The organism is Flavobacterium sp. SM2513 (assembly GCF_050908145.1).
Classification (GTDB): domain Bacteria; phylum Bacteroidota; class Bacteroidia; order Flavobacteriales; family Flavobacteriaceae; genus Flavobacterium.
This window is the reverse complement of the sequence record NZ_CP194228.1, coordinates 2,694,533-2,719,392: the sequence shown is the minus strand read 5'-3', so window position 1 is coordinate 2,719,392 and position 24,860 is coordinate 2,694,533. Positions and strand designations below refer to the sequence as shown.

30 protein-coding genes are annotated in these 24,860 nt (G+C 33.0%); 1 reads left to right on the top strand and 29 read right to left on the bottom strand.

Going from position 1 to position 24,860, the window contains the following annotated elements; genetic code table 11:
• Positions 1-61: 61 nt before the first annotated feature.
• The 6 genes from ACQ5J2_RS11500 to ACQ5J2_RS11475 all read right to left on the bottom strand — a co-directional run bounded on the left by ACQ5J2_RS11500 (position 62) and on the right by ACQ5J2_RS11475 (position 4,559).
• Complete coding sequence (locus ACQ5J2_RS11500) at positions 62-1,060, bottom strand: alpha/beta fold hydrolase (protein WP_432670614.1); 999 nt, start codon at positions 1,058-1,060, stop codon at positions 62-64.
• Between the two features lie 149 nt (positions 1,061-1,209).
• Positions 1,210-1,944 carry an SDR family oxidoreductase gene (locus ACQ5J2_RS11495; protein ID WP_432670612.1) on the bottom strand — a complete coding sequence of 245 codons (735 nt, stop codon included), beginning with the start codon at positions 1,942-1,944 and terminating at the stop codon, positions 1,210-1,212.
• 36 nt (positions 1,945-1,980) lie between these two features.
• Complete coding sequence (locus ACQ5J2_RS11490) at positions 1,981-2,781, bottom strand: haloacid dehalogenase type II (protein ID WP_432670610.1); 801 nt, start codon at positions 2,779-2,781, stop codon at positions 1,981-1,983.
• Positions 2,782-2,851: 70 nt separating this feature from the next.
• Complete coding sequence (locus tag ACQ5J2_RS11485) at positions 2,852-3,256, bottom strand: MauE/DoxX family redox-associated membrane protein (protein WP_432670608.1); 405 nt, start codon at positions 3,254-3,256, stop codon at positions 2,852-2,854.
• Between the two features lie 53 nt (positions 3,257-3,309).
• A complete protein-coding gene (locus tag ACQ5J2_RS11480) occupies positions 3,310-3,912 on the bottom strand; it encodes a TetR/AcrR family transcriptional regulator (RefSeq protein WP_432670606.1) in 603 nt (200 codons plus the stop codon).
• Between the two features lie 422 nt (positions 3,913-4,334).
• Entirely contained in the window at positions 4,335-4,559 is a 225-nt protein-coding gene (locus tag ACQ5J2_RS11475) for a hypothetical protein (protein ID WP_432670604.1), read from the bottom strand.
• Between the two features lie 395 nt (positions 4,560-4,954).
• On the opposite strand from ACQ5J2_RS11475, the gene ACQ5J2_RS11470 reads away from it, so the two are divergent.
• The gene (locus ACQ5J2_RS11470; protein ID WP_432670602.1) at positions 4,955-5,149 is read left to right on the top strand and encodes a hypothetical protein; all 195 of its coding nucleotides are present in this window, start codon (positions 4,955-4,957) and stop codon (positions 5,147-5,149) included.
• 328 nt (positions 5,150-5,477) lie between these two features.
• Here ACQ5J2_RS11470 and ACQ5J2_RS11465 read toward each other — a convergent pair whose 3' ends face one another.
• From ACQ5J2_RS11465 to ACQ5J2_RS11355, 23 genes are all read right to left on the bottom strand, one after another.
• The gene (locus ACQ5J2_RS11465) at positions 5,478-6,590 is read right to left on the bottom strand and encodes a pyridoxal phosphate-dependent aminotransferase (RefSeq protein WP_432670600.1); all 1,113 of its coding nucleotides are present in this window, start codon (positions 6,588-6,590) and stop codon (positions 5,478-5,480) included.
• Between the two features lie 322 nt (positions 6,591-6,912).
• The gene (locus ACQ5J2_RS11460; protein ID WP_432670598.1) at positions 6,913-7,521 is read right to left on the bottom strand and encodes a Pr6Pr family membrane protein; all 609 of its coding nucleotides are present in this window, start codon (positions 7,519-7,521) and stop codon (positions 6,913-6,915) included.
• A gap of 344 nt (positions 7,522-7,865) precedes the next feature.
• Positions 7,866-8,765, bottom strand: a complete 900-nt coding sequence (locus ACQ5J2_RS11455) for an alpha/beta hydrolase family protein (RefSeq protein WP_432670596.1) — start codon at positions 8,763-8,765, stop codon at positions 7,866-7,868.
• A 480-nt stretch (positions 8,766-9,245) separates the two neighbouring features.
• On the bottom strand, positions 9,246-9,503 hold the full coding sequence (locus tag ACQ5J2_RS11450; RefSeq protein WP_432670594.1) for a Txe/YoeB family addiction module toxin: 258 nt from the start codon (positions 9,501-9,503) through the stop codon (positions 9,246-9,248).
• Position 9,504: 1 nt separating this feature from the next.
• Entirely contained in the window at positions 9,505-9,759 is a 255-nt protein-coding gene (locus ACQ5J2_RS11445) for a type II toxin-antitoxin system Phd/YefM family antitoxin (RefSeq protein ID WP_432670592.1), read from the bottom strand.
• 371 nt (positions 9,760-10,130) lie between these two features.
• Complete coding sequence (locus tag ACQ5J2_RS11440) at positions 10,131-10,532, bottom strand: hypothetical protein (protein WP_432670590.1); 402 nt, start codon at positions 10,530-10,532, stop codon at positions 10,131-10,133.
• 374 nt (positions 10,533-10,906) lie between these two features.
• A complete protein-coding gene (locus tag ACQ5J2_RS11435) occupies positions 10,907-11,074 on the bottom strand; it encodes a hypothetical protein (protein WP_432670588.1) in 168 nt (55 codons plus the stop codon).
• A gap of 17 nt (positions 11,075-11,091) precedes the next feature.
• The gene (locus tag ACQ5J2_RS11430; RefSeq protein ID WP_432670586.1) at positions 11,092-12,180 is read right to left on the bottom strand and encodes a Fic family protein; all 1,089 of its coding nucleotides are present in this window, start codon (positions 12,178-12,180) and stop codon (positions 11,092-11,094) included.
• A 1,116-nt stretch (positions 12,181-13,296) separates the two neighbouring features.
• Entirely contained in the window at positions 13,297-14,064 is a 768-nt protein-coding gene (locus ACQ5J2_RS11425) for a nucleotidyl transferase AbiEii/AbiGii toxin family protein (RefSeq protein WP_432670584.1), read from the bottom strand.
• A 3-nt stretch (positions 14,065-14,067) separates the two neighbouring features.
• A complete protein-coding gene (locus ACQ5J2_RS11420; protein WP_432670582.1) occupies positions 14,068-14,355 on the bottom strand; it encodes a DUF6922 domain-containing protein in 288 nt (95 codons plus the stop codon).
• Between the two features lie 374 nt (positions 14,356-14,729).
• Entirely contained in the window at positions 14,730-15,341 is a 612-nt protein-coding gene (locus ACQ5J2_RS11415; protein ID WP_432670580.1) for a hypothetical protein, read from the bottom strand.
• Positions 15,342-15,614: 273 nt separating this feature from the next.
• Positions 15,615-16,079: a toxin-antitoxin system YwqK family antitoxin gene (locus ACQ5J2_RS11410; RefSeq protein ID WP_432670316.1), complete on the bottom strand. Its 465-nt coding sequence runs from the start codon at positions 16,077-16,079 to the stop codon at positions 15,615-15,617.
• A gap of 289 nt (positions 16,080-16,368) precedes the next feature.
• Complete coding sequence (locus ACQ5J2_RS11405) at positions 16,369-16,818, bottom strand: hypothetical protein (protein ID WP_432670578.1); 450 nt, start codon at positions 16,816-16,818, stop codon at positions 16,369-16,371.
• A 160-nt stretch (positions 16,819-16,978) separates the two neighbouring features.
• Entirely contained in the window at positions 16,979-17,851 is an 873-nt protein-coding gene (locus tag ACQ5J2_RS11400) for a DUF2711 family protein (protein WP_432670576.1), read from the bottom strand.
• 276 nt (positions 17,852-18,127) lie between these two features.
• Positions 18,128-18,643 (bottom strand): XAC2610-related protein, encoded by a 516-nt coding sequence (locus ACQ5J2_RS11395; protein ID WP_432670574.1) that lies wholly within the window; start codon positions 18,641-18,643, stop codon positions 18,128-18,130.
• Positions 18,644-19,052: 409 nt separating this feature from the next.
• Complete coding sequence (locus ACQ5J2_RS11390; protein ID WP_432670572.1) at positions 19,053-19,352, bottom strand: helix-turn-helix domain-containing protein; 300 nt, start codon at positions 19,350-19,352, stop codon at positions 19,053-19,055.
• 1 nt (position 19,353) lies between these two features.
• Complete coding sequence (locus ACQ5J2_RS11385) at positions 19,354-19,689, bottom strand: type II toxin-antitoxin system RelE/ParE family toxin (protein ID WP_026717223.1); 336 nt, start codon at positions 19,687-19,689, stop codon at positions 19,354-19,356.
• A gap of 233 nt (positions 19,690-19,922) precedes the next feature.
• Positions 19,923-20,399, bottom strand: a complete 477-nt coding sequence (locus tag ACQ5J2_RS11380) for a hypothetical protein (protein ID WP_432670570.1) — start codon at positions 20,397-20,399, stop codon at positions 19,923-19,925.
• A 461-nt stretch (positions 20,400-20,860) separates the two neighbouring features.
• Complete coding sequence (locus ACQ5J2_RS11375; protein WP_432670568.1) at positions 20,861-21,601, bottom strand: pirin family protein; 741 nt, start codon at positions 21,599-21,601, stop codon at positions 20,861-20,863.
• Between the two features lie 60 nt (positions 21,602-21,661).
• Positions 21,662-22,300: an isochorismatase family protein gene (locus ACQ5J2_RS11370; protein WP_432670566.1), complete on the bottom strand. Its 639-nt coding sequence runs from the start codon at positions 22,298-22,300 to the stop codon at positions 21,662-21,664.
• 132 nt (positions 22,301-22,432) lie between these two features.
• Positions 22,433-22,807, bottom strand: coding sequence for a hypothetical protein (locus ACQ5J2_RS11365; protein ID WP_432670564.1), 375 nt, complete (start codon positions 22,805-22,807; stop codon positions 22,433-22,435).
• A gap of 89 nt (positions 22,808-22,896) precedes the next feature.
• Positions 22,897-23,361 (bottom strand): Crp/Fnr family transcriptional regulator, encoded by a 465-nt coding sequence (locus ACQ5J2_RS11360; protein ID WP_432670562.1) that lies wholly within the window; start codon positions 23,359-23,361, stop codon positions 22,897-22,899.
• 831 nt (positions 23,362-24,192) lie between these two features.
• Positions 24,193-24,747 (bottom strand): XAC2610-related protein, encoded by a 555-nt coding sequence (locus ACQ5J2_RS11355; protein WP_432670560.1) that lies wholly within the window; start codon positions 24,745-24,747, stop codon positions 24,193-24,195.
• Between the last annotated feature and the right edge of the window lie 113 nt (positions 24,748-24,860).

Genomic DNA, 24,860 nt, shown 5'->3' with positions numbered 1-24,860 from the left:
GTGAGAGCATTTGAATATTTCAAAGAATACGATACTATACGATACTAAATGAGGGGGTACATTATTTTTTTAAAAAAATTACTAATGGTTTTATAAAGCTTTCAAATTTTTCGATATGCGGTAGATGCCCCACGTTTTCTATTTCGATTAACTCAGAATTAGGTATTTCGTTGTGTGTTTTCTTACCCAATTCGTTATACAATCCCATTGTTTTACTAACTTCTTCGGAAACTAGAGGTTTCCCTAGTGCTGTTCGGTCTCTTGTTCCTATGATTAATAGTGTGGGTGCTTGAATGTTTTTAAATTCATAAACAACGGGTTGTGTAAAAATCATATCATAAGTCAAGGCACTGTTCCAAGCTACGGTTTTATAGCTGGAATTTAATGTCCAACCTGCCAGTAAGTTGACCCATTCGTCGTATTCTGGTTTCCATTTGTTGTCGTAATAATTGACTAATTGGTATTTTTTTATGCCTTCGTAACTTTGCTTCAGTTCATTTTCATACCACCACTCTACAGGTTTATAGGGCACTTTTAGTTTCCAATCTTCCAGACCAATAGGATTTTCTAGAATGAGTTTCTCCGTAGTTTTTGGGTACATTAATGCAAAACGAGTAGCTAGCATTCCCCCCATAGAATGACCTAAAATAGCGGTCTTTTCTATTTTTAAAGAATCCAGTATCGTTTTGGTATTTTGTGCCAATTGTTGGAAAGTGTAGTGAAAATGTTCTGGTTTCGACGATTTTCCAAAACCGATTTGGTCGGGTACAATAACACGAAAACCTTCCTTTGTCAACGCTTCAATAGTCGTTTTCCAATACGCACCATTGAAATTTTTTCCGTGAAAAAGTACAATATTTTTACCGTTGTAATTGGACGGTTTCACATCCATGTAGGCCATTTTCAGATTTTGCTCTTGTACCTTTACGTTGATAATTGAAACAGGGTAAGGATATTGATAGTTAGCCAATTCCACGTCTAACCATTGTGCTTTTTCTGTTTGTGCAAACGCTGCCGTTAACGTAAAAGATACGACAAGCAGAAGTACGAATTTTTTCATCTGTTCTTTTTTTTTATTGTTCCTAAGTATATTCCAATGAAACACTAGTCATAGGATTAACCTTTCTTGAAACCACTTTTAAGTTGATTTTTAACACGCTAACTGTTGCAGATAAATAGTGCACTTATTGTTATACCAGCATGCAAATCCTACACCAAAGCACCATTTGCACCAATTACTTGACCGGAAATCCATTTGGAATCGTCGCTTGCTAAGAACAAAACGACTCTGGCAATATCAATTGGTTCTGCTAATCGGTTAAAAGCGTTCATCGCACTCATTTTATCAATGGTTTCCTGTGATTTTCCTTTTAAAAATAATTCTGTTGCCGTAGCACCTGGAGCGATTGCATTGACTGAAATTCCTCTACCAACTTCTTTAGAAAACACTTTGGTTATTTGCTCCACTGCTGCTTTTGTGGCAGAATACAAAGCATATTTTGGAAACATCAATTTTGCCGTGCTGGATGAGAAATTGATGATAATTCCATTGTCTGCTAGTTTGCAGTCTGCTTCTTGAAGTGTATTGAAAACACCACGAACATTGACATGAAAAAGTTTGGTAAACTCTTCCTGCGTATTGTCTTTTAAAAAGGCGTTGTACATAATACCTGCATTGTTAATCAAAACATCCACTTTGCCAAAGGCTTCAATAGTTTTGTCAAACAACTCGGTTACTTGGTCTCTTTGACTTACATCCGCTTGTATTGCCAAAGCTGTACCGCCATTTTTTACAATTTTTTCAACCGTTTCATTTGCTTCGTTTTCGCTATGTGAATAATTCACTATGACTTTTGCCCCGTTTTCTGCTAAAAGAAAGGCTACTTCTTTTCCAATTCCTTTTGAAGATCCTGTAACTATAACAACTTTGTTTTTAACGCTCATCGTGCCTGTATTTAAAATTTGTAAACCATTCTGTTTTTATTTCAACGCTAGCAATTTTTTGGTTACTAAAGTTAAATTACTTTCGTTGATTTCTGGTTTTGGAGCAAGAGGATACAATTGTGCCCCTGGTCGGCTTATGAAAGCACCTCTCCATCCTGCCCAAATTGCACCAGCAATATCCCAACCGTGTGCGGCAACCAAGAGGCATTCTGACGGTTTTACGTTCATTTTTCTAGCTGCCCAATCGTACGCATCTGAATGTGGTTTGAATTTACCGATATCTTCAATACTCAGTCGTTCGTCAAAATAATCTAGCAATCCTGCATTTTCAAACTGTGTTTTCACTCCTTTATTGGACGAGTTGGTAAAGGAAACCAACTTATAACCTCCATCTTTCAGCTGTTGTAAAGCTGCTTTAACCTCTGGATGTGCAGGTAAAGAGCGGATGGGACCTAAAATTGCTTTTTGAGCATCTTCTTCCGTGACCTTTATTCCGTGGTTTGCCGCCACCATTTGCAAGGCAGCTGCACCAATAATTCCAAAATCGTTGTACTGTCTGCCAACCGTAGAAACTAACGAATATTGCAACATTGTAGTGAACCATAACGGTAATAATTCACTTCTTCCGCCTAGTACTTCGCCCACACTCTTCTTCATCGTTGTGAGGTCTAGTAACGTTTCATTGACATCAAAGAAAAGTACCTTTGGCCTTGTTGTTATCGATTGGGTGCCTGATTCATTCCCACTAGTGGCTGCAAAACCAAAATTAGGAATAGAGGCACCGGCCATTCCCAGTAGTGCTGTGTTTTTTATAAAGTTTCTTCTGTTGTTTTTCATTGCGTTTATACTGATTTTGAATTACTAATTTAAAGTTGGGCTTTATGGACTATCCCTTAACTGAATGGGATTACATTCCTGTTTTTGTGCCCAATTTACTGTGATTTGTGAAGTACAATAATAAAAATAGGAAACCAATATAAGTAGTTTGTAGCCCTACCAAGTCCCATTTCTGGGCGATACAACTTCCCACCACTAAAACATTCATTAAGACAAAAGCGCCTATAAGCGTTTCTTTTGTTCGCTTATTAAGTAGTAAAAGCAGTCCGATACTCAGTTCTACAAAAGGAATTATATAAGCCATTATAGTCACGGCTGATTCTGGAAGTGGGGTGTTTTGAAAAGTGCTTTGCATACCGGCTGCAAATTTTTCCAAGTTAGGCATTCGTACTATTCCATGGAATAAAAAATTAATCCCGAAGGAAATACGCAATAAATTCACTGCCAAATCTCTATTGTTGCTGTTACTATTCATGACTATTTAATTTATTTTAATATCTTACTGTTTTATATAAAGGAGTACATCAATTAGACTTTTAATTGCTTTAAATAAAGCGACAAACCAGAAATGTATTGTTCTAAAACAGCATCGTCCTTATAAAGTTTTCTAATTCCTCTTATCCCCTCAAAAGCACTGATTAGATAAATGGCTACTGCTTCACTTGGAATTTCTTTCTTAATCACGTTTTGACTCTTTCCTCTTTCAATTATTTCTACAAGTGCGGTTTTCCAATTTTCCACAATTTTTTTCAAAGCCACTTGGTAGCTTTTTTCATAACTGCCTACTTCATTGATAAAGTTATTCATAGGACAGCCTTGCTCTTTATCGTAAAGGGGAAAGGCTTTGATTCTATTTATAAAAGTATGTTCTAAAATTTTCAACGCATTACCTTGTTCAAACAATGGTGCGATCATACCTTCATACACCCGTTTCTGAATTTTCAACTCAATAACCTCTAGACCTAATTGCGTTTTATTCTCATAATGGTGGTAAAAGGCGCCTTTCGACATTTTTGCCGCTATCATTACTTCATTTACACTAGTTGATTTAAAACCATTTTCGTAAAATAGTGTAAAAGCCTGCTGCACAATGTGTAATTTAGTGATTTCAGATTTTAGAACTTGTTCCATATTTCAAATGTAACTAAAAAAGTACAGGTGGTATGTTTTTTTAGCTTGGCCTTAACATCCAGGGCTATATTGGGCCTTTACTAAAATCGTTTTATTTTAAAATTATTTTTTGCTTGCGTTCTTACGGTTGACCTTTTATAATTAGCACTTTTTATTTATAAAATTATAGATTAAATGCCAAATCGAGTCGGATGATAATCCAGGTACTTGCTTAACCTGTTATTCCATTGTTGATTTGCCAAGATGCCTGGCCGCTTACGATTTTGGGAAGTTGAAAAAGTCAAATTATCAACGTAAATCTTCCGGCGAAGAAGAAACGCAAAGATTTAAATTGGGTTGAAATCCTTACAGGTCTGAGGGTTATTTGGCGGTCTTCGTAAAGGAGCATCCTTAATAAAAGTGTTATATAAATGTTATTGCCATTAGTTATTTGCCACAGTTTCTTTTTGGATACGTTCAAGCATTACTTTTGCATTCTTGTTTTCGATATTTAATTCTATTGCTTTTTGGTATTTTAGTTGCCAATTTTTAAACTTATGTTTCCATCCTGAATCGTTCAAATCCCAATCAGCCACTAAAAGATTTAAAGTGTCATTTTTTATAAACTTTTTTTCGGGTGTAATTTTCCAAGTGCTTTCGTTGTTCAAGATGATCGTTTAAGCTACGTTGTAGCACCTAAATAAAATAGTGACCGCGTAAAAAAAAATACTTTATGAATTGTATAATAACGCTGTATTTTTTGGTAGCCTGGGAAACAAAAAGAAATACATGTTATTTATAAAATTTCCTTTGTCTGACCATCTATAATCTAATCTAAAATTTGAATGGAATCCGAAGAAAAGATATTTGCAGCAGCAAAAAGTAGTAAGAGAAAATCAGTATGGATTTGGATTTTGTCCCTCCTGCCTTCCTGTTAGAGAAGCAAGATTTTGAAAGTAGTGCTTTATTTATTATAGCCGAAAATGGTGACTAGCTTTTTTGGAAAGAGTTAAGCACAGAACTTCCCACCCTTCAATTTTTCGAGCAGGGAGCGAAAATTTTCATGAATGACATGGTGTTGCAACCTTCTCCCATTGATGGTATAATTGCCACTACTAAAGACAATAAGTACGTGTATCTCTACGATTACAAATCGAAAACGTTCGACAAATTTTATCAGTATAGCAACCAAGATATTAAGGACTATCAAGAAGAAGAGCAGCGTGCACAGGATACGGAATCTTATGAAGAGGAATAACATTCTCTGTTAAAACTACCCCATTTAGTAATCCCTACTGTCCATAGCGTTACTGTAGGTGAGTGAATGGAAACACACAAAAAACCATATTAATAAGTACCCCACTAAAAAAGAGGACATTTTCTAGATTCCTCCTATCCTAACTGAACTCCATACTCAAATTCCCCCATTGGTGGCTAGGGGGCCTTCCAAGCACCTTGATAATAACTCCATAACTGTTAACGGCATGCAATCATTTCTCCCGATAATAATCGGGACCGGCAATTCACTAAAGGGTTCGTTGGTGGCATTTAAGGCCGTGAGAATCCTTGGCTGTTGATGGTGTTTTTTATTGTATTGCTTTTATAAATTTTTTCATTTCGTTCATTGTACCCACAGTAATCCTTGTCCATTTACCTTCCTCTTCATATATTCTTCCTCCTTCAATCGCATTGTCGTCTAATTGCTTAAAATAGTCCTTGTTGTATTTTACAATTGAAAAATAGATAAAATTGGCATGCGAAGAAATACACTCACAATTTAACTTTTTGAGTTCGCTGATAGTATATTGTCTTACATTTTCATTTAGTGCGTAGCAATTTGAAACAAATTTCTCATCTTTCAACGAAGCTATAGCAGCAAGTTTTGATACTACGCTAACGCTATTATTTGTATTGGACTGCAAATTTTCCAAGTTCTCAATTATTGTTTTGTTCGCAATCGCATACCCAATCCGTGCTCCAGCTAAACCATACATTTTGGAAAACGTTTTGGCGATAATAACATTTATATGTTCCTTTACAATCGCGCTAAGGGATTGCTGATTAGTAAAGTCCAAATAGGCCTCATCAATTAATACAATGGTGTTTTGTGAAATTTTAGTTATAAATTCTACCAATGCTTCTCTTTCGCAAACTGTTCCTGTTGGGTTGTTTGGATTACAGATATAAACAAGTTTTGTATCTTGGTTTACAGCTTCCAACATCGCTTGTAAATTAATTTTCTTGTCGGCTTTAAGAGGTACTTTGTTTTTCGTTACACCTAAATTATCTAATATAGCTGTCCAATAATCATAACTTGGGTCTGCAATTACATAATTTCCTTTGTCTAGTGACACCAATTTTGCAACTAAATCTAAAATTTCAGTTGAACCAGCTCCCAACAAGATGTTTTCGTCGTTAACCCTATTTCTTTTTGCAAGGTCAGCAATCAGTTGTGTTGCAACATCCCAATTGTATCGGTTGCTAATATTCGCATGGTCTACAAATGCTTTCCGTGCTAATGGAGAAGGACCATAAGGGTTTTCATTTGAGCGTAAAAAAATTAAGTTAGCTTCCTTATCAAAACGAGTATTTAGATTTTCTGATACTGGAGGAGAAGCAAATGAACTAAAGTTGGCAAGTCCAATACCCGCTGCTCCAATTCCAATTTTTTTAAGCCAAAGCCTTCTGTTCGATTCCATATTTTCTTTTTCTATAACTAGTCTTTAAAACAAAAAGATTGTTACAAACACGGACTGTTAAAATTATATCAACGTCAGTTTGAAAAAAAAAAAAAACCGCCGTCTTACTTCTTCGAAATAAAGAAAACTATTTTGCATAAAAAAAGAGGACAAATAATCCTCTTTTTTAATGTTTTCAAACAACTTCACAATATCTTCAGTGTTCACAGCATGTAATCAGTTCTCCCGATAAAAATCGGGACAAACTGTTCAACAAAGTGTTCATTGTTGGCTTTTCAAGCCTTAATAACTCTTCAGTTAGCAGCTGGCTTTATCATTATCTTCACTTAATAACTTTTCCAAGTTTAATATATCCGGCTGCTATGCAAAAAAAGAATACTATAAGTCCTGCGCTGTTGATTAAGACTTTTTTTAAACCAAAATCAGTTACATTCACAAATGGGTAGGGATAAAAATTAGAAAAGTTTCCGCAAATTAAGATAAATATCAGATAAATTAATGGGTAAATTAACCATTTCAATATTTGTTTGTATTCCATCGTTTTTTTATCTTCATACAAATACCAGAAAATAATAACCAAAATTGGTATTACCGAGTGAAGCAATTCGTCCACAACCCATTGTATGCCTTTTGGCTCCCAAATCTGTCGTAAAAGGATTTGATAAACAAGTCCTACAATTGTTATATAAACTGTAATAGCAGTTAGCGTTCCCGACTTATTGCTGGTTGATGGATTGCTATTTCCTTTCTTAGGTAAAGACAATGTGAAATATAGGGCTACTAGTAAATTTGTCAAAATTGTAAAAAAACTAAAGAATCGGATTGTTGTTTCGAGAATTGAAGTAACTCTATTCTCTACCATCAAACAATACTGTGTCAAAATTGCAAACCAACCAATTGTCGCAAGGAGAATTGTTAATTTATTTTTCATTCGGTACTTACTTTAAGATTGCTGCTCACTTTTTAATATACACAAGTTTATACACTTCTTTCCCATTAAACTTTCTAATTCATTTATAAATCTACCTTTCTACCTTTCTCTCCACAAAAAACAACCTTATCTCGATAACTATCGGGCTTTAAAATCCATTCAAACTACTAAGCAATAACTCTATAAGTGGTAGCACCATTAATCGGTTCTCGCGATAAAAATCGGGACAGGCAATTCAACACGGTTTTACCTCATTGATTTTAATTTATTTTAGAATTCGGTGATTTGCAGTTCATTGTTCGTCTTGTAGCCGCAACGAAATCCTACCTGTTATAAGCAGTGCATCATTTTGATACTTTAGACTTCTTATTGTTCAAAGTTTTCTGTTTTATCCATTGAATTGAAATATCAAAAGGTACTGTAATTTCGCTAGAAGAAGTATTGTGTCCTAATGTTGAAAATAAAGTATATTCAAAAGGTTTGCCTTGAGCTTTGTATGTGTTTAACTGCTCTATGCACATCTTTACAGGAATTTGTATATCCTTCTCTCCAAAAAGCCAAAGACCAGGAATTGAAAGAGTATTCAAAGATTTTTTTGGGTCAGTCGCCGCGAATTGATACTTGTCTGGGTCATTTTTAGTATGTTCACGAGCATCTGCATCTGTATGATTTTCCCAAAATTTATTATTTCCGTTAGTGTAAAACTGAAATCGAAGTTGTTCTAAAGTTGTTATTGTAGGGCAACTAAATAAAACCATAAATTCTATTTGTGGATTTTTGCTTGCAGCAATTGGAATTATCCATCCTGCTTGACTGTAGCCAACTAGCCCAATTGCTATTTTTTTGTCTTTCAAATAAGTCCGAAATGTATTTACCGCTGCATTTGCGTCGCTAGATAATAAATTAAGATTAGTAGTGTCAATATTATTTGTTCCAACAGATGGTCCAACATATACACCACCAGATGCTCCAACTCCACGTTTGTCATAGGTCAATACAGCAATGCCTTCTTTTGCAAGACGTTTTGCAAACTCCATTTCTCTTTTTACTGGGTCTGAACCGTGAACAATTACGACTGCCGCAAATGGATTTTTAGGCTTTATAATTGAGCCTGCAAGAGTAATTCCTTGACTTTCAAATTTTACATCTTGAATGGTAAAGTCAGTCGATTGTGAAAAAGCAGTAATTGGTAAGATTAATAATGATAACCAAAGATATAAGTGCTGAAGAAAGTTGTTTTCCATTTAAAATTGCGTTACATTCCTGATTCTACCGTTGCATTGGTATAACGTCAGTCTGATGAAACCTCTGTTTTTTACTTCCAAATATAGAAAACTATTCACATAAAAACACGACACTCCTTATTTTTAACCATACATCGCTGGAATTCTTGACTTCACTTTGTCATCTGAATTTATTTCAGCATCTCTACGTCAGCAACTGCCTGTATGATGATACGCACCGCTCTATGAACCCTTCCCAATCCCTTATCGGAACTGAACTCCTCACTCAAATCCCCCTCTGGGGGCTTAGGGGGTGTACACCTAAACAATAACTCCGTAAGTGTTAACGGCATGTAATCGGTTACAGCTTGCACGGCGTGGAAAATACAACACGAGCGTACCTCATTCGTTTCTGTTTATTAGGGTATGGTTTGATTTTCAATTCATTGTTAGTTCGAAGCGGTAAACGTAACAAAAGTATAACTGTTAGCACTAGTACTATTAGTCGTAATGATGTCTACATTTCAAAATTTGAATTTCATCATTGATAAACCTGTAAATTAATCGATGCTCATCATCAATTCTTCGCGACCAAAATCCAGCATACTTGTGTTTCAATGCTTCTGGCTTTCCTATTCCTTCAAAAGGATTTCTTGAAATATCTTTGAGTAAATCATTTATTTTTTTAACTTTCTTCTTGTCAATTTTTTGCCAATACAAATAATCTTCCCATGATTCATCAACAAATACATATTTCATTTTACTCCTCAATTAAGTCTTTTGAAAATGACTTACCATTCTTAAATTTATCAACAGCAGAATCTAACCTACTTTCGTTAGTTCTGTTTGATAATTCATAATTTGTTGCAATTAGTGAATTATATTCTTCAAGTGAAATAACAACAATCCCTGAATCTTTTCCACGATTTATAATTAGAGTTTCAAAATTTATTGCCACTCTATCAAAGTAAGATTTAATATCTTTTCTGAAATCTGAAATATTTGCGACTACCATAATTAATATAATTTGTACAAATTTACGTACAATATTTTAATTTTAAGCAATATTTGTCAAATCATTACGGTAAAGGTAAGTCGATAAAAAAACCACCGTGGTACTACTTCCAAATATAGAAAACAAGTTGCATAAAAACAGCCCTTCTACTATTTTTAAACAACCAGTACAAAGCTTTAGCCACATTTCTACCCGACAAAAAAAGAGGACACTTAATCCTCTTGAAATGCACTCAAACACCTTAACACATACTCCATAAGTGTTGACGGCTAGTAATTAGTTCCTTTCAACACGGTGTTCATTACTTCGTTCATTCGCTACCGCTCGGGTGTTCTGCCTGCAGAGGCAAATTGTATGTTAGCAACTGGCTTTTATTTCGAAATACTTTTCATATGCAATCTGACAAAAGTACCTTTCGGGTTTTCGAGTTCTAGAACGCATTCAGAACTTGTTATGCTTATTAACTTAAGTTGCATATCAAATTTATTATTTTGATCTACTACATTTATAACTTGAGATGTTTTGTCGTAGGACCAAGTTCCTTTTTGAACTTTATCTACACTTATTGATTCGGCAGTCTTATCTGAATTAAATACCATTCGGTCGTTTTTGTTTGTTTCTCTCGGTGGAAAACTTTGACCATTTACTTCAAAAGAATTTAATCCCCAATTATTTACAATTAATTTTTCAAAATTTTCAGTTTCCTGCGCTATTCCAGAATAACTTATCAATATAGTGAAAATGAATACAAGTAATTTAGATTTAATTTCCATGATTTGTGGTTTTAAGCTTGCTACTAACGTCAGTCCAAAAAAAACCTTCGTTCTATAACCTCCAAATATAAAAACTATTCACATAAAAATTGTATATCCCGTATTTTTAATCCCGATTCTAATCATGACCACTTTTGTCCTGCTGAATTTATTTCAGCATCTCTGCGTGAGTAATTGGATGTCTTGGTTATACGCACTTCTCAACGAACGTATTAAGTTTCCTCCTATCCGAACCTCACTAAAATCCCCGCCTATTACTATCGGGGTTGGGGACTGGCCTATACCTTATCGATAACTCCATACCTCTTCACAGCATGCAATTATTTCCAGCCTGTATACCGTGAAGCATTCAACCCTTATAACCCCATAACCATTTAAACTTTTGACCCTTTTTTCTTCCTTGCTATCCCACAAAAAAAGAAGACTTCATTGCCTTTTGTTGACAAACCATAGCAATGTGGCGCTACTATTCTAGATTCACCATCATAATTAAATTCAATTAGGTTCTTATTTTCAATTGCTTCAATAATTTCTTGGCTCATAGCTTTATTTTTTGGGTTTATTGTTTTAATCTCAAAACTTCTAACAACTTAAAATTTAGATACAACTTTTCTTTACCTACTTGTTCGCTTTTTAAGAAACCGTAATTTTCCAATTCCTTTAGATAATTACCTACCGTTTTTAGATTTCCTAATCCTGCCTTTTCTAATTGGTTTCTTTTTGTATAGGGTAATCGGAATAGCTCTTCCATAAGGTCTTTTGAATAAATTTTTGGCAACTTTTGTTGTATTTCGGTTCCCATTTCATTCATCAGTTTTTCAATTTCAGCTATTTGACCTCTTCCTTTTAGAGCAGTTTGTTCTACCATATCCAGCATATACATAATCCAATCTTCCCAATTTCCTTCTTCTGTTACTTTTCTGAGATTGGTGTAGTATTTGTCTTTGTGTTGAATGATATAATTACTTAAATATAATGCTGGCAAATGAAGTAAACCTGTCACCTTGAGGTATAATAATAGAATAATTCTTCCTGTACGGCCATTTCCATCAAAGAAGGGGTGGATTGCTTCAAACTGATAATGAATAATTGCCATTTTTACTAATGGGTCAATAGTATCTTCTGCGTGAATAAAATCTTCTAGGTTTTTTAGCTTTTCCCTAATTATATTTTCTCCTTCAGGTGGTGTATAGACTACAGCGTTTGTTGCTGGGTTTTTTAATTGTGTTCCAGGGGCATTTCTAATACTAGATTGATTTTCTTTTATGATTCGCATTACTGCTATAAAAAGATTTGTCGTTAGGATAGGTCGGTTTTCTATTTGTTCTACACCAAACCACAAGGCATCTTTGTAATGCATTACTTCTTTTGTAGCAGGATTATCATTTTTTTTCTCCGCAATTGATGCTTTGAAGAGTTCGTCTTGTGTTGTGATTATATTTTCAATGGCAGAACTAGCTTGCGCTTCCTGTAAATTGATTGTATCTATAAATAATGTTGGATTGGGTAAATTTGTAATTGCTCCTTTTAGCTCTGATAAAGCTCTACTGGCTGCAATAGTTTTTTTAAGTATTGTAGTGCTTTCTATTTCCGTTTGTGGTGGTAATAGTGGTAATTCGTTGTACGGAATTTCTGGGTTATAGATCACTTTTTTGCTTATTTTATAATTTTTAAACGAAGGCGTTTATTAGTTCCGATTCATATACGAGTGTAAATATAATAAAAATTTACTCTCGTTTTTAATTTGAGAGTAAATTTTGCCCTCGTTTAAACTTAAATTTTTCTTTCATTACAAAAAGGTAAATAACATTAAATAGCGGGGTTTATTTTTTTATATAAATTGTTAATTAGAGTAAACCATTCTTTAAAAGTCATACTTTTATATTTGTCATAATAATGCTTGGTACAAATGGCAACCGCCTCAAGAACTCTATTTTTTTCTAATAATGGATTTATTAAATTTAATACTAGTATGTCGGTTATTTCATAAAGTTTCTCTCGAGCCTCTCAAACTCCTCAACAATAACTCCATAAGTCTTAACGAAATGTAATCCCTTCCAATCCCCCACTTAACCTCAAACCTGGTGCTCGTTTGTAACGAGTACCTACTTACATATAAAAACTTAACTAAGCGTTTGCAACCCAACTTCAATCAATCCTCCTTCATTTTTAAAAACACAACATAACAACACAGCCCTTACAAACCAATAAACTTTTAAACTTTTAACCCGATGGCGCGGATTTGCAATCCGTGCTCACACTCAAATACCCCCTTTGGGGGCTAGGGGGCCTTCCCAACACCTTAACGATAACTCCATAAGTGTTAACGGCATGCAATCGGTTCTCTCGATAATTATCGGGACAGGTAGTTCAACACGGGTTTCAAACACTATTTAGGAGCAGATTTTATATGCGTATCAATCATATACTGGGTAATCGGTTTCAAAGCTTTACCGTTTTCAGGATTAAATCCCGGTCCATTAAAATACTCCAACTGTTTGTTACATTTACTATACCACACTACGGGTTTGTTCTGCCTATGTAAACACTTTAAGTAGTTTTTATGCGTAGTTTTTGTTGCAAAAAAAGTAAAAAATTGCGACAAAAATAGTGTTGCATTTAATTAAATTATTTTTCAAGTATTAAATGATAAAACATATTTTCGTTATTAGAAATGAAATTAGCGAAACGAAGCAAACAAAGATGTGAGTTTATGAATACTTGGATTAAACGAGGATTTTGTGAAGCTGAATGAGCTAATGACTTATTTGATTTTTATTCCTTTTGGTCCAGGAAAATCTTTGCCTAAATGACTGTAAAGACGTCTTACTTTTGAACGCCAACTTATTTTTGCTTCAACCCAAGTTTTGCTTCCCTTGATGATTTGTATGGTATCGTTTGTGTGTGATGGAAACTTTGAATAATCGGAATTATCATCAAATTTTAATAATAATTCTGGATTGTCAATAGGGGTTTTGTTTTTACTTAAATCAAATATTGTTTTATCTTCTTCTTTATTGAATTTAAGCATTTTGATTTTTAAGTCTTCATACAAATCGATTAATGAAATTGTATCGGTTATGAAGTCTAAATCGTAAATATCTTTCTTGGTTGATCGGTTTGAAGTACTGATTAATTTGAATAAACCAATTTCTCTTTTTGAAAGTAAACTTATTCCTTGATTTACTTCTACCTCAAACAAATTCTTCATATTTTGAAGCATCTCCACTTTAATGGTCACACCATCTTCTAAATCAAGAAAGAAACGCAGAAAGCAATATTGGTCGTTTATATCACAAGGATCATCAAAGCTTTTTGCTTTTGTACCAAAGTAGCTTTTGACTTCATTTTCGATATTTTTAAAACCCTCTTTACCAATTATTCCATCGTAAAAGAAATCAATATCATCAGAAACTCTATGATTGGATTGCAGTGCCAGATTTGTACCACCACCTAAAGTAAATTTTGATACTGTTGGTAAAGTTTGTAATTCTATGATGGCTTTAATTATTGCTGGAGTAACTGCCTTCATATATTATAGCGAAAAACGAAGAAATGGCTTTACATTGTATCTTTTTGCAACACTTATACAAACTTTGTTACTGATATTCTCTGTCGTTAATTTTAAGTATTTAACAATATCTTTAGCAGAATACAATGCTTCTAATTTTAGAATATCTGTTTCAAATGTATCTGGAGTTGTTGCATACAAAGCCCTTGGTATAATAATAGACTTGTCTTTAGAAAGATTAAGTTTATTAGCATCCATATCCCAAAATAAGTGTTTGGGAAAAATTGTTGCTATGTTTACAGACTGTTTCACTATGCAAAAATACTGAATTTAGTGTTATATAGGGCATTACTATAAAAAAGTTTAACTTCTTTGATTTTAACGTCTTAATAAAAATAAAAAATCAATAGATTTAAAAAAACAATTTTTAATCAATATTGCTTTCTTAAAATGAAATTAGCGAAATGAACCTGATGGCGCGGATTTGCAATCCGTACTCACACTCAAATCCCCCCGATTACTATCGGGACTTGGGGGTCTACAACTTCACGATAACTCCATTTTGTTTACGGCATGTAATCGGTTCCGATCAACACGGGGTTCATTACTTCGTCAGTTCGCTGTCGCTCGTGTGTTCGGCTTGCAGCCGCAACGAAATCCTTGGCTGTTGTGCTTATTACTTTTTCCTATAGTCCATCAATATAGCATTCAAAATACTGCCTTTCTCTGTAAATATTCCTTTCATCATAATCATCTGGTCGGTCAAAAAATGGAACTTTATGTTCTTTTAAATCTCCGTCTTTTGATAAATAACTATGATTAATTATTTCTTTAATATCATTCGCTGAATATCCATTTGGCATTTGAAAAAAATCAAATAAAAAGGAACTTCCATATCCAAATATTTTGCCGTCAGTCATTTTTACACAAAATCCTGTCCAACCCATTGTTGTTTCTCCTTGAATTTGGTCAAGAATTTCTTTCGGAAATGCACAAGGACTTTTTTCAATTCTATCAATATCATATTCGTTAATTCGATTCCCAGAAGCCACAAATGTTTTTACTATATCTTTATATCCCATTCCTGAATCTCTGCTAAAAATACTTTTTCCTTTTCTTTCGTCATTGAATCTTTTTACAGCAAGTTCTGTTATAGGTTTTGAGTTTCTAAATCGCACACAAGGAATAAAAGTTCCGTCAGTCATATACGCCGAAGCTCTATATCCATTTCCATAAATTTGGTCAGAAAGAGGTTCTATATTGTCTTTTAAAAATTTAATTTTTTCTTCGATTGTCATTTTTTTCGCATTAAGCACAACTGATAAATATAAGCAAGTTAATACACTTTTTCACCACTATTTTTCATAATCATTTCTTTTTTTAATCCTTTAATCCTTTCTCTCCCACAAAAAAAGAGAACCCTATCCTGATAATTATTGGTGCTTCATATCCATCCAAACACCTTATCAATAACTCCATAAGTGTTAACGGCATGTCTTCCGTTCCGTTCAACACGGGCTTCATTGTTGGCTTTTCAAGCCCAAAGAAGACTTACCTGTTATAACACGTTATTAATGATTTTCGCTTTTGGTAAGTTTACCTTTTTCGTCGTAGTAATTCCATACTCCAACCTTTTTCATTTTGTCGTAGACGCCTTCTTCCATTAGTTTTCCATTGCCGTAAAATTTTTGAAATTTACCCGTAACAATTCCGTTATCATAATTAGCAATCAAAATAACAAATCCCGCTTCGTTATACTTTGTAAGCGTTTTGTATTTCAAATCTTCTAATGGAAAAATTGTTGCCTTTATTTTTTTACCGTTAACATCAAATTCAACAATTGAAAGTTCTTTTGAATCACGAAACTTCAAACTTTTAAACATTTTTGTTTCGTTGTGATATTCTTTTATCGTATCACCAGTATTTGGTAAAACTTCGTTTTCTGCGCCATAAGTTACTTTTGCTTTACTCCAATCAACTTGTGAGAAACACAAAGTTGGTAATGTTACAATCAATGTTAATAGAATGTTTCTCATAATTTGCTACAACTAGTTTATACTACTGAAGTTGTCAGTACTGTCACCCCAAAAAAGGCTAGATACGTCTAATAACCCTCAATGTTTATCTAAAATCAAATATATACTATTTATCTCAACTTTAATCACCACAAAAGAAAGAGAACCCTAAATCCTCTTCTAATCCATCCAACCACTATTACAATAACTCCATAAGTCTTAAAGGCAAGTAATACGTTCCTCAACACAGGATTCATTGTTCGGCTTGTAGCCGCCACGAAATCCTAGCTGTTAGCGGTTGTGTTTTTGATTAAATCATTGTTTTGTCTGAAATATTAACTTCCAAGTTTTTTTCTAATTCTCGAATTGCCTTTCGAGCTTCTTCTAAAGATTTAGTTTTATAAAAAGTTATATGTTTATTTCCGTTGTAAAACATATTAAAATGGATTACATCAGTTATAATTCTAGTCGATGTTCCTTCAAAGGATTTACTTTGCTTAGTTTTAATTACAGAAATATATTCAATTTCTGGGTAAGTTTTCCATCTTCCATAATTTATACCAAAAATTGAATTTATATTTCTGTAACTCTTGTTTTCTAAATTCATTTCAAACCCTTCTGTTGAAAAAGCATTTAACGCAAAAAAAATAAATATTAATCCAAAATAGATAGGTTCACTAAATAATAGAAAAATTCCAAAAACTCCCAATGAGCTTCCCAAAATTTTTTGCATAAACAATATCTCATTTAAATGAATCATGTTTTTCGTAGGTTTTTTAACATAACCGCTAACGGTTTGCCACTTTGAGATGGCTGGAAGTTCGTAACCGCTCAATTTTCGGCTTAACGAAAACTTGATGCGGAACGATAATTCCACTAAATTCCAGCTATATCAAAATGGCGGTTACCAGTAGTTTTTTTTACTTCCAGAATTTCCACCATTTTTGATTGTCTGATTTTAAGTTCTGATTCTTTTCAATTTCTAATAATTTTTCTAATTCTTCTGGTAAATAATCCCATTCGTGTGTTGTTTCAGAATCACAAAGAAATCCTTCAAAATATTTTGCTGCTACAATTTGTTCCATTTTATTTTTATCCGTAGCAATTAGAAAGAAAAAACTATCCCATTCAATTGTAAATAAAATCTCTTTATCAGAAGAGTAAATATAATAATCATTAAAATCTACTTTTTCTAAAAATTCATATTCTGTTATTTCCGCAATATTTATTGAATTTATTTTCTCAAAAAACTCATCAATAATTATTATTTCATTTTTGTTAAATAATTTAAACGTTCTATAAATTCCCAATTTTGAAAAAACATCAAATGTTCCTTCGGTTGGATTCCAAATAGAATTTTGTGTTGTAAAGGAATTTAGCTTTTCGCTTAATTCAGGTTTTTTGAATATTTCTCTTAAAGCTCCAATTGAAGTTCGGAGCGCTTTGTTTAATTCAGTTTTGTCTTTTAATTTTGCACCTTTTATAATAGTTTCCCACTTAACAACTTTACCATCATCAAATATTTCTAAATCTGTCGGATAATCTTCATTACTATAACTAAAGATTTCTGCATTTGGAATTTTAATATTATTTAATATTTCAATTTCTTTTTTCGCTTCTTTAAAAGTTGTTTTTTCTAGCTTTTTGTAATTGTTAGTTTTTGATTTATGATTATCGACTTGGAAGAATGACAAATATGCAACAAAGACAGAATCGTAAAAACCTAGGAAGTGTTCCTTGATTTTTTCTCCGTTTGGATAGATGTTTTTATCGTTAAATATGTCGTTTTTCATAAAATTACTGGTAACTAGTAAATATACGCAAGTTTATACACTTTTTTCAAATTAAAATTTCCCACCTCCTATTCAGTACCCCTTGCGCATTAACCTTCCCAAACATAAGCATAATTTTCCAATTGTATTACGGTTTTCCTCTCGGAGGCACTCGAAGAGCAATGTGAGATTTTTATATAAATCTTTGAGGGTCATGTTGTTCTGGGAATTTAGATGCTGCGAAGTCGGAGACGTTCGCAGAGCGTCAGACTTCGGAGAGCGGGGGTTATGCATCGTTTATTCCTTAACGTTTGTTTCTAAAATATCTTTTATCGGAATCATTTTATACGGCTTAGCAATATATTCAGTTTTCTTTGTCAAAGGATAAGTTATCTTCCAAACTGTTTTGATTTCATTTTCGTCAACCTCAAACTTTTTCGTTACAACCCATTTTCTATTAATCCATTCGAGTTTACTTCCCCTTCCGCCACCATTACCAATATAAAATTCTGTTATCTTTTTTTGGTCAATGTAAAATGTTGGATTTGATAATTCAGATAATTGTTCGTTTAAAATATAATTATGCCTTTTTAAATCATAAAGATAAACTCGGATTTTATTTTTTATTCCAGTTCCAGATTGCCCATAATACCCAATAACAAAATCTTTGATATTATCATAATTCAAGTCAATCAAAGTATCATAATCTGCGGAAGTTATTTTACTTTCCGCATTAAATTCTGTTAATAATTTTTGGCTTTTAGCTTTCAAGGTTTCTTCACTAACTTTTTTGCTTTGAGAATTACAACTCATAAAAAAAAGTATTAAAAAAATAAAAGCTGATATTTTCATTTCGGTTCTTTTTAAATGATGCATAACTAGAAATATACGCAAGTTTATGCACTTTTTTCAAATTAACATTTCCCACCTCCTATTCAGTACCCCTAGCGTATTTACCTTCCAAACATAAGCATAATTTTCCAATTGTAATTACGGTTTGTATCTCGGTAGCACTCGCAGAAGGAGGTGCATTTATATAGAAAATCTGTGAGGGTGCTGTTGTTCTGGAAATTTAGAGGCTGCGAAGTCGGAGACGTTCGCAGAGCGAAAGAAACTATATATATTAATACTCATAAATTTGCATCATAATTTAATATATTTCTCTAGTTTTTTATCATAGAATTCAGAGCATCAGACTTCGGGGAGCGGGTGCTGTAATAACTTATAAGAAAGTAAGCCCAATTCTTTTATTTAGCCCAATTTCAAAGATTCTGATCAAAGTAGAAAGCTGAATGTTACCTTTTCCATTTTCGATTCTCGAAATGTAACTTTTTTTCGTTCCAGTTTTTTCAGCAAGTTGTTCTTGTGTAATATTAGCTTCTTTTCTTGCTTCCTTAAGCATTTCGCTAATAATAAACATTTGAGATTTCTCTTCATAAGAGTTTCTGCTTTCAGTTCCAATTTTTCCATGTTCAACTTCTATAAGTTGCTCAAAGTTTTTTATGTTTTTATACTCTTCCATTTTACTTGTTTAAATTAAAATATTCATCCATTAATTTCAGTGCTTTTTCAATTTCCTTTTTTGGTGTTTTTTGAGTTTTCTTTTGAAAAGCATTAAATAACACAACTAACTTTCCTTTATCAAAGCAACAAAATATACGATAAATATTTGATTGATATTCTATTCTGATTTCATATAAACCATTTGTATTGGTTAAATGTTTAAGAAACTTTTCAGGCACTTTTTCAACCTGTTTAATAAGTTCTAAAACATATTTAATCTTCTCTTTTACCTTGTCATTCTGGACTTGGTAAAATTCAATAAAGTGATTTTCGTGAAAAATTATTTCTCTATTCATTTTGCAAAGTTATCTTAAAAGTTAACATTTAGCAAATTTATTAGAAGTTTTTTAGAGAATTTTGTTCTGGAAATTTTTCGTAAAATTATAGCACACAACGTTTATGTATAAGAATAGTGCGGTTTTGTGTGCGAGGATTTTCCGCAGGAAAATCAGATGTAACAAAAGTGCACGGACTCTTGATTAAGCACTAAACCGCAATTATTTTTATACGGTGTTACCATACGCTTTTTTTATTCCGTGACTATTCTGTTTTTATTCTTGAAAATCAAAATACTCAATATTGTTCCGATTAAAAAACCAATGAATAAATAACGTCCAAAATTCAGATTATCAAAATTTAGTTCTGTTTGAATTCCGTTTCCAATGTCAAATTCAGATAGTTTTTGTAATCTACTGTTCAGTTGAAATATTCTAAATTGCCAGAGCAAAATTCCGCAAACAATTATTATTCCGAAAGAAACCAAACCTTGATTCATAAAGTTCAGTTTGGTCAACTTTTTTATGGTCAGATAGAGTAGAGGAATAATTCCGATTGATATCGCAAATAGAATATGCGAATAAAACTGTCCGCTTATATTTCGGCTAACAATTCGAGTGTTTTCATTCGTTATTTGAGAAAAGGAAAAGTCAAAGAAGTAATCTCGAATTAAAAATCCGATAATAGATAATATTAAAATTAGTCCTAAATATTTTAAGGTGTTCGTCATTTCTCAAATGTATGGCAACTAGTAAATATACGCAAGTTTATACACTTTTTTCAAATTTATATTTCTCACCTCCTATTTAATACCCCTTGCGTTTTAACTTCCCAAACATAACCATAATTTTCCAGTTGTATTTACGGTTTTCTTGTGGAGACGTTTGCAGAGCGATGTGTGGTTTTATAGAAAATCTGTGAGGTTGATGTTATTCTGCAAATTTAGATGCTACGAAGTCGGAGACGTTCGCAGAGCGTTAGACTTCGGAGAGCGGAACGACAGCCTTGGGAGAGTTGGGAGTATTCCAATTATACGATTTGCTTCGCATGTTCGCTATCGCTCGAGTCCGCTGTCAAATTTCAACTTTTAAGCCTCAATATTAAGAATTTTATAAATAAGCACTTACTTTCGTGCTATCGCTTTCCGTATTATTTTTTATGTAGATTGTTAGCTATAGTCTATCTAATACATCAATGAGCGAAAAGTCCATTTTTTGAAACTTCAGAAGTTTTATCCATAATAAATAAAATTAGATCTGCTTGCTGTTTTGATTTAACGGTTAAATTTTCTCCTTCAAAGATTACAGCATCTCTTGTTTTAAGGTCTGTATTGTTAGATAATTCTAAGCCGCCTTCAAATACGTAAAGATAGCCTACTTGATTTGATGCTAATTTAGGTAGTTCTACTTCTATATTGTCTTGTAATCTGGTATCGAATACTTCGATATCGGAATTTATTTTTAATGGTGCATTAGATGTTTCATTGGCTCCAATTAATCTCCACTTATTAAAACTATACATGTCTTCAAAATGGTGAAACTGCACTTTAGGCTGTAACTCATCTTTTCTTGGTCTCATAAATATTTGAAGCATTTCTGTAATTTCTCCTTCTTTTGGTACAGACTCTTCATGATAAAATCCTGAGCCAGCATTCATCATCATTAAATACTGATTGTTTATGGCTACATTATTGCCATCACTATCTTTATGTATCATTTCTCCTATTCTTACGTACGAGAGAATTTCATCGTTTTTATGCAAATGCATCGGTATAACCATTTTACCTTCTAGTGTAGCATGATCTACTCTTCCTAATTGATATAGTCCATGATCGTTATGGTTTGGTAACGGTTTACCTATTTCAAGCAAGCGAATTATAAATTTGCCTCTATCTATTATTTTTTGCTGTGATGCGGGAATGATTTTAATCATATCTCTTAATTTTTTAAAAAGGTAGCTATTCATACAATAACTACCTTTATTAATTTTGTTTTATTTTTTAGCTGCTTTTTGTGCTGCTGCTAAACTGCTAAATAAATGTCCGTAGGCTTGTAAATGTTCGGCATATAAACTTCCTAAAGCTTGACCAGTTGGATTACGCCAATCTTTTTGTAATTCTGCAGAGACAGACATCCAACTTGTTACTTTTGCACCCGCTTGTGTAAGTCTAGCCACTGTAGTGGTTTGTGCAATTTCACTCCAAGTACCAGATGAATCTATTACTGCGTATACATCATAACCTTCCGCTAATGCAGATAAGGCTGGAAAAAGTACACAAACATCTGTAGATACTCCTGCAATAATAAGTTTTTTTCTTCCAGTAGCTTCCACAGCTTTTTTAAACTCTGAATTATCCCACGCATTAATTTCTCCTCCTCGAGAAATATATGGAGCGTCTGAGTGTAGCTCTGCAATCTCTGGTAAAAGTGGACCATTAGCTCCATCTTCTGCACTTGTGGTTAGAACGGTAGGTAAGTTAAATATCTTCCCAATTTTAGCAATAGCTAAAGCATTGTTTTTCCATGTCTCCGGACTCATATCTCTTACACATTGTGCTAATCCTGTTTGATGGTCTACTAATAATAAAGCCGCGTTTTCTGAATTCAGTGTTTCAAATTTAAAATCTTTCATTGTTTTATGATTTTTAATGTTACTATTTTTTTTTGTTGAATAGAAATGTACATCCTTTCAATAAACTCGCATCTCTAATTATTTAGAAATCGGTTACTATTAAAAGCACGTCTTTTTTATTTATATGGATTATTATTTTAAAAGCTTAGGAAATCGTAGTGTTGTACCAGCATATAATAGGACAGATACAATTATTCCTGCTATTGGGGGTTTACCAGCAACAACTTCTGCAACAATAACGCCTCCTACAAAAGAGCATAATAAATAGAATCCTAATTTTTGTGTTTTTGGAGTCCAGTATAACGCCAATAGGATGAGTTCGAGAATACCTACAAACAACGTTTTGTCTCCCCAATTGGTTACAGCATTCATGTTTTCTACAATAGGTGCTGCTAGAAACAATTTCATAACTCCTGCAATGATAATTTGAATACTAAATAAGATAGACATTGCGTAGCCCGCTATTTTTTGAGCTTTTGAAATACTTGTGTCGTGATAATTTGTCATGTTAACTTTTTAAATGATTTATAATGATGCAAAGATGCCATCATCTAAAAAGCTGTGCATTAATGTAGATTAAGAAAGGAAAGAATCGACTATTTTTTTAATCGATTTCTTTTTACAGTAGAAAGTGCCTCAGGTGTAATACCAAGGTAAGAAGCAATCATTTTTTGAGGAACACGCTGGACAATATCGGGGTAGGTTTCTATAAAATCTTCATACCGTTCAATTGCCGTAGCACTCATTAATTTAATAATTCTGTTTTGCAGTACAGACACACGCTTGATTAATTTATTAGAATCCATTATAATAGGATCATTTTTTTCGATAGGAATAATTACCGAATCTTCTAAAACATCAATATATAATTGACAAGGTTCATCTATTGAAACACCATCACCAATAAGCCAATTTTCTGGAGCAAACATAAAAATATGCTCTTTCCCATTTTCATCAATAGAATAACTTTTTAATAAACCAGACTCAACGAAGTAAACCTTACTGTTTAAGTCTGCTGCACTTTGTAAAATTTCTCCCTTCTTCGCTTTAATTTTTTTCAAATCGTATGATTTTTAATATCCAGAAATATCTTTATTTTAAAATTGTTAGTTTACGGCTAAGATAATAAGTAAAAATCATATAAAAAATTTATAGGGTTTTTGGTAAATGTTACAGCACCAAATAATTAATTATAGACGGTATTTGTCTACGTTGATTATTATTTGGATAACTATTTAACTTGGTAACCAAAAACTTAAAATTGAAGTTAGAATTCTTCTTGTTATTATCCTTTTTCTGAATGATCAAGTTGTATTATGGCTAACATCCCCACTCGTTGCGCAGTTTGCAACTTACGAAGAAGAGTACTTTTTCTATACGAAAAAACAGACAAAAAACCATGATTGCACCAAATTTGCGAATTGAACAAAACGTGTGGTATGTGGGGGTTGTTTGGAAAAAAACAGGAATTCAAACCACATTTTAAGTTTCCAACTTTCCTGCTTCCGTCGGCATATTCCAACTTTCAAACTTCAGTTGGAAAAATCCAATTTTTAGTTTCAGTAGTTCTATTTACCATACTATTTTCCAAATTGTTTTTGTCAGCGTCATTTCAGCACAACTGCTCTATAACTAGTAAATATACGCAAGTTTATACACCTTTTTCAAATTAAAATTTCCCACCTCCTATTCAGTACCCCTTGCATATTGACTTCCCAAACATAAGCATAATTTTCCAATTGTATTACGGTTTTCCTCTTGGAGGCATTTGCAGAGCAATGTGTGGTTTTATAGAAATCTGTAACGGTGATGTTGTTCTGGAAATTTAGATGCTGCGAAGTCGGATATGTTCGCAGAGCGTCAGACTTCGGAGAGCGGGGGTTATGGATCGTTTATTCTTTAACGTTTGTTTCTAAAATATCTTTTGTCGGAATCATTTTATACGGCCTAGCAATATATTCAGTTTTCTTTGTCAAAGGATAAGTTATCTTCCAAACTGTTTTGATTTCATTTTCGTCAACCTCAAACTTTTTCGTTACAACCCATTTTCTATTAATCCATTCGAGTTTACTTCCCCTTCCGCCACCATTACCAATATAAAATTCTGTTATCTTTTTTTGGTCAATGTAAAATGTTGGATTTGATAATTCAGATAATTGTTCGTTTAAAATATAATTATGCCTTTTTAAATCATAAAGATAAACTCGGATTTTATTTTTTATTCCAGTTCCAGATTGCCCATAATACCCAATAACAAAATCTTTGATATTATCATAATTCAAGTCAATCAAAGTATCATAATCTGCGGAAGTTATTTTACTTTCCGCATTAAATTCTGTTAATAATTTTTGGCTTTTAGCTTTCAAGGTTTCTTCACTAACTTTTTTGCTTTGAGAATTACAACTCATAAAAAAAAGTATTGAAAAAATAAAAGCTGATATTTTCATTTCGGTTCTTTTTAAATGATGCATAACTAGAAATATACGCTAGTTTATGCACTTTTTTCAAATTAACATTTCCCACCTCCTATTTAGTACCCCTTGCGCATTAACCTTCCAAA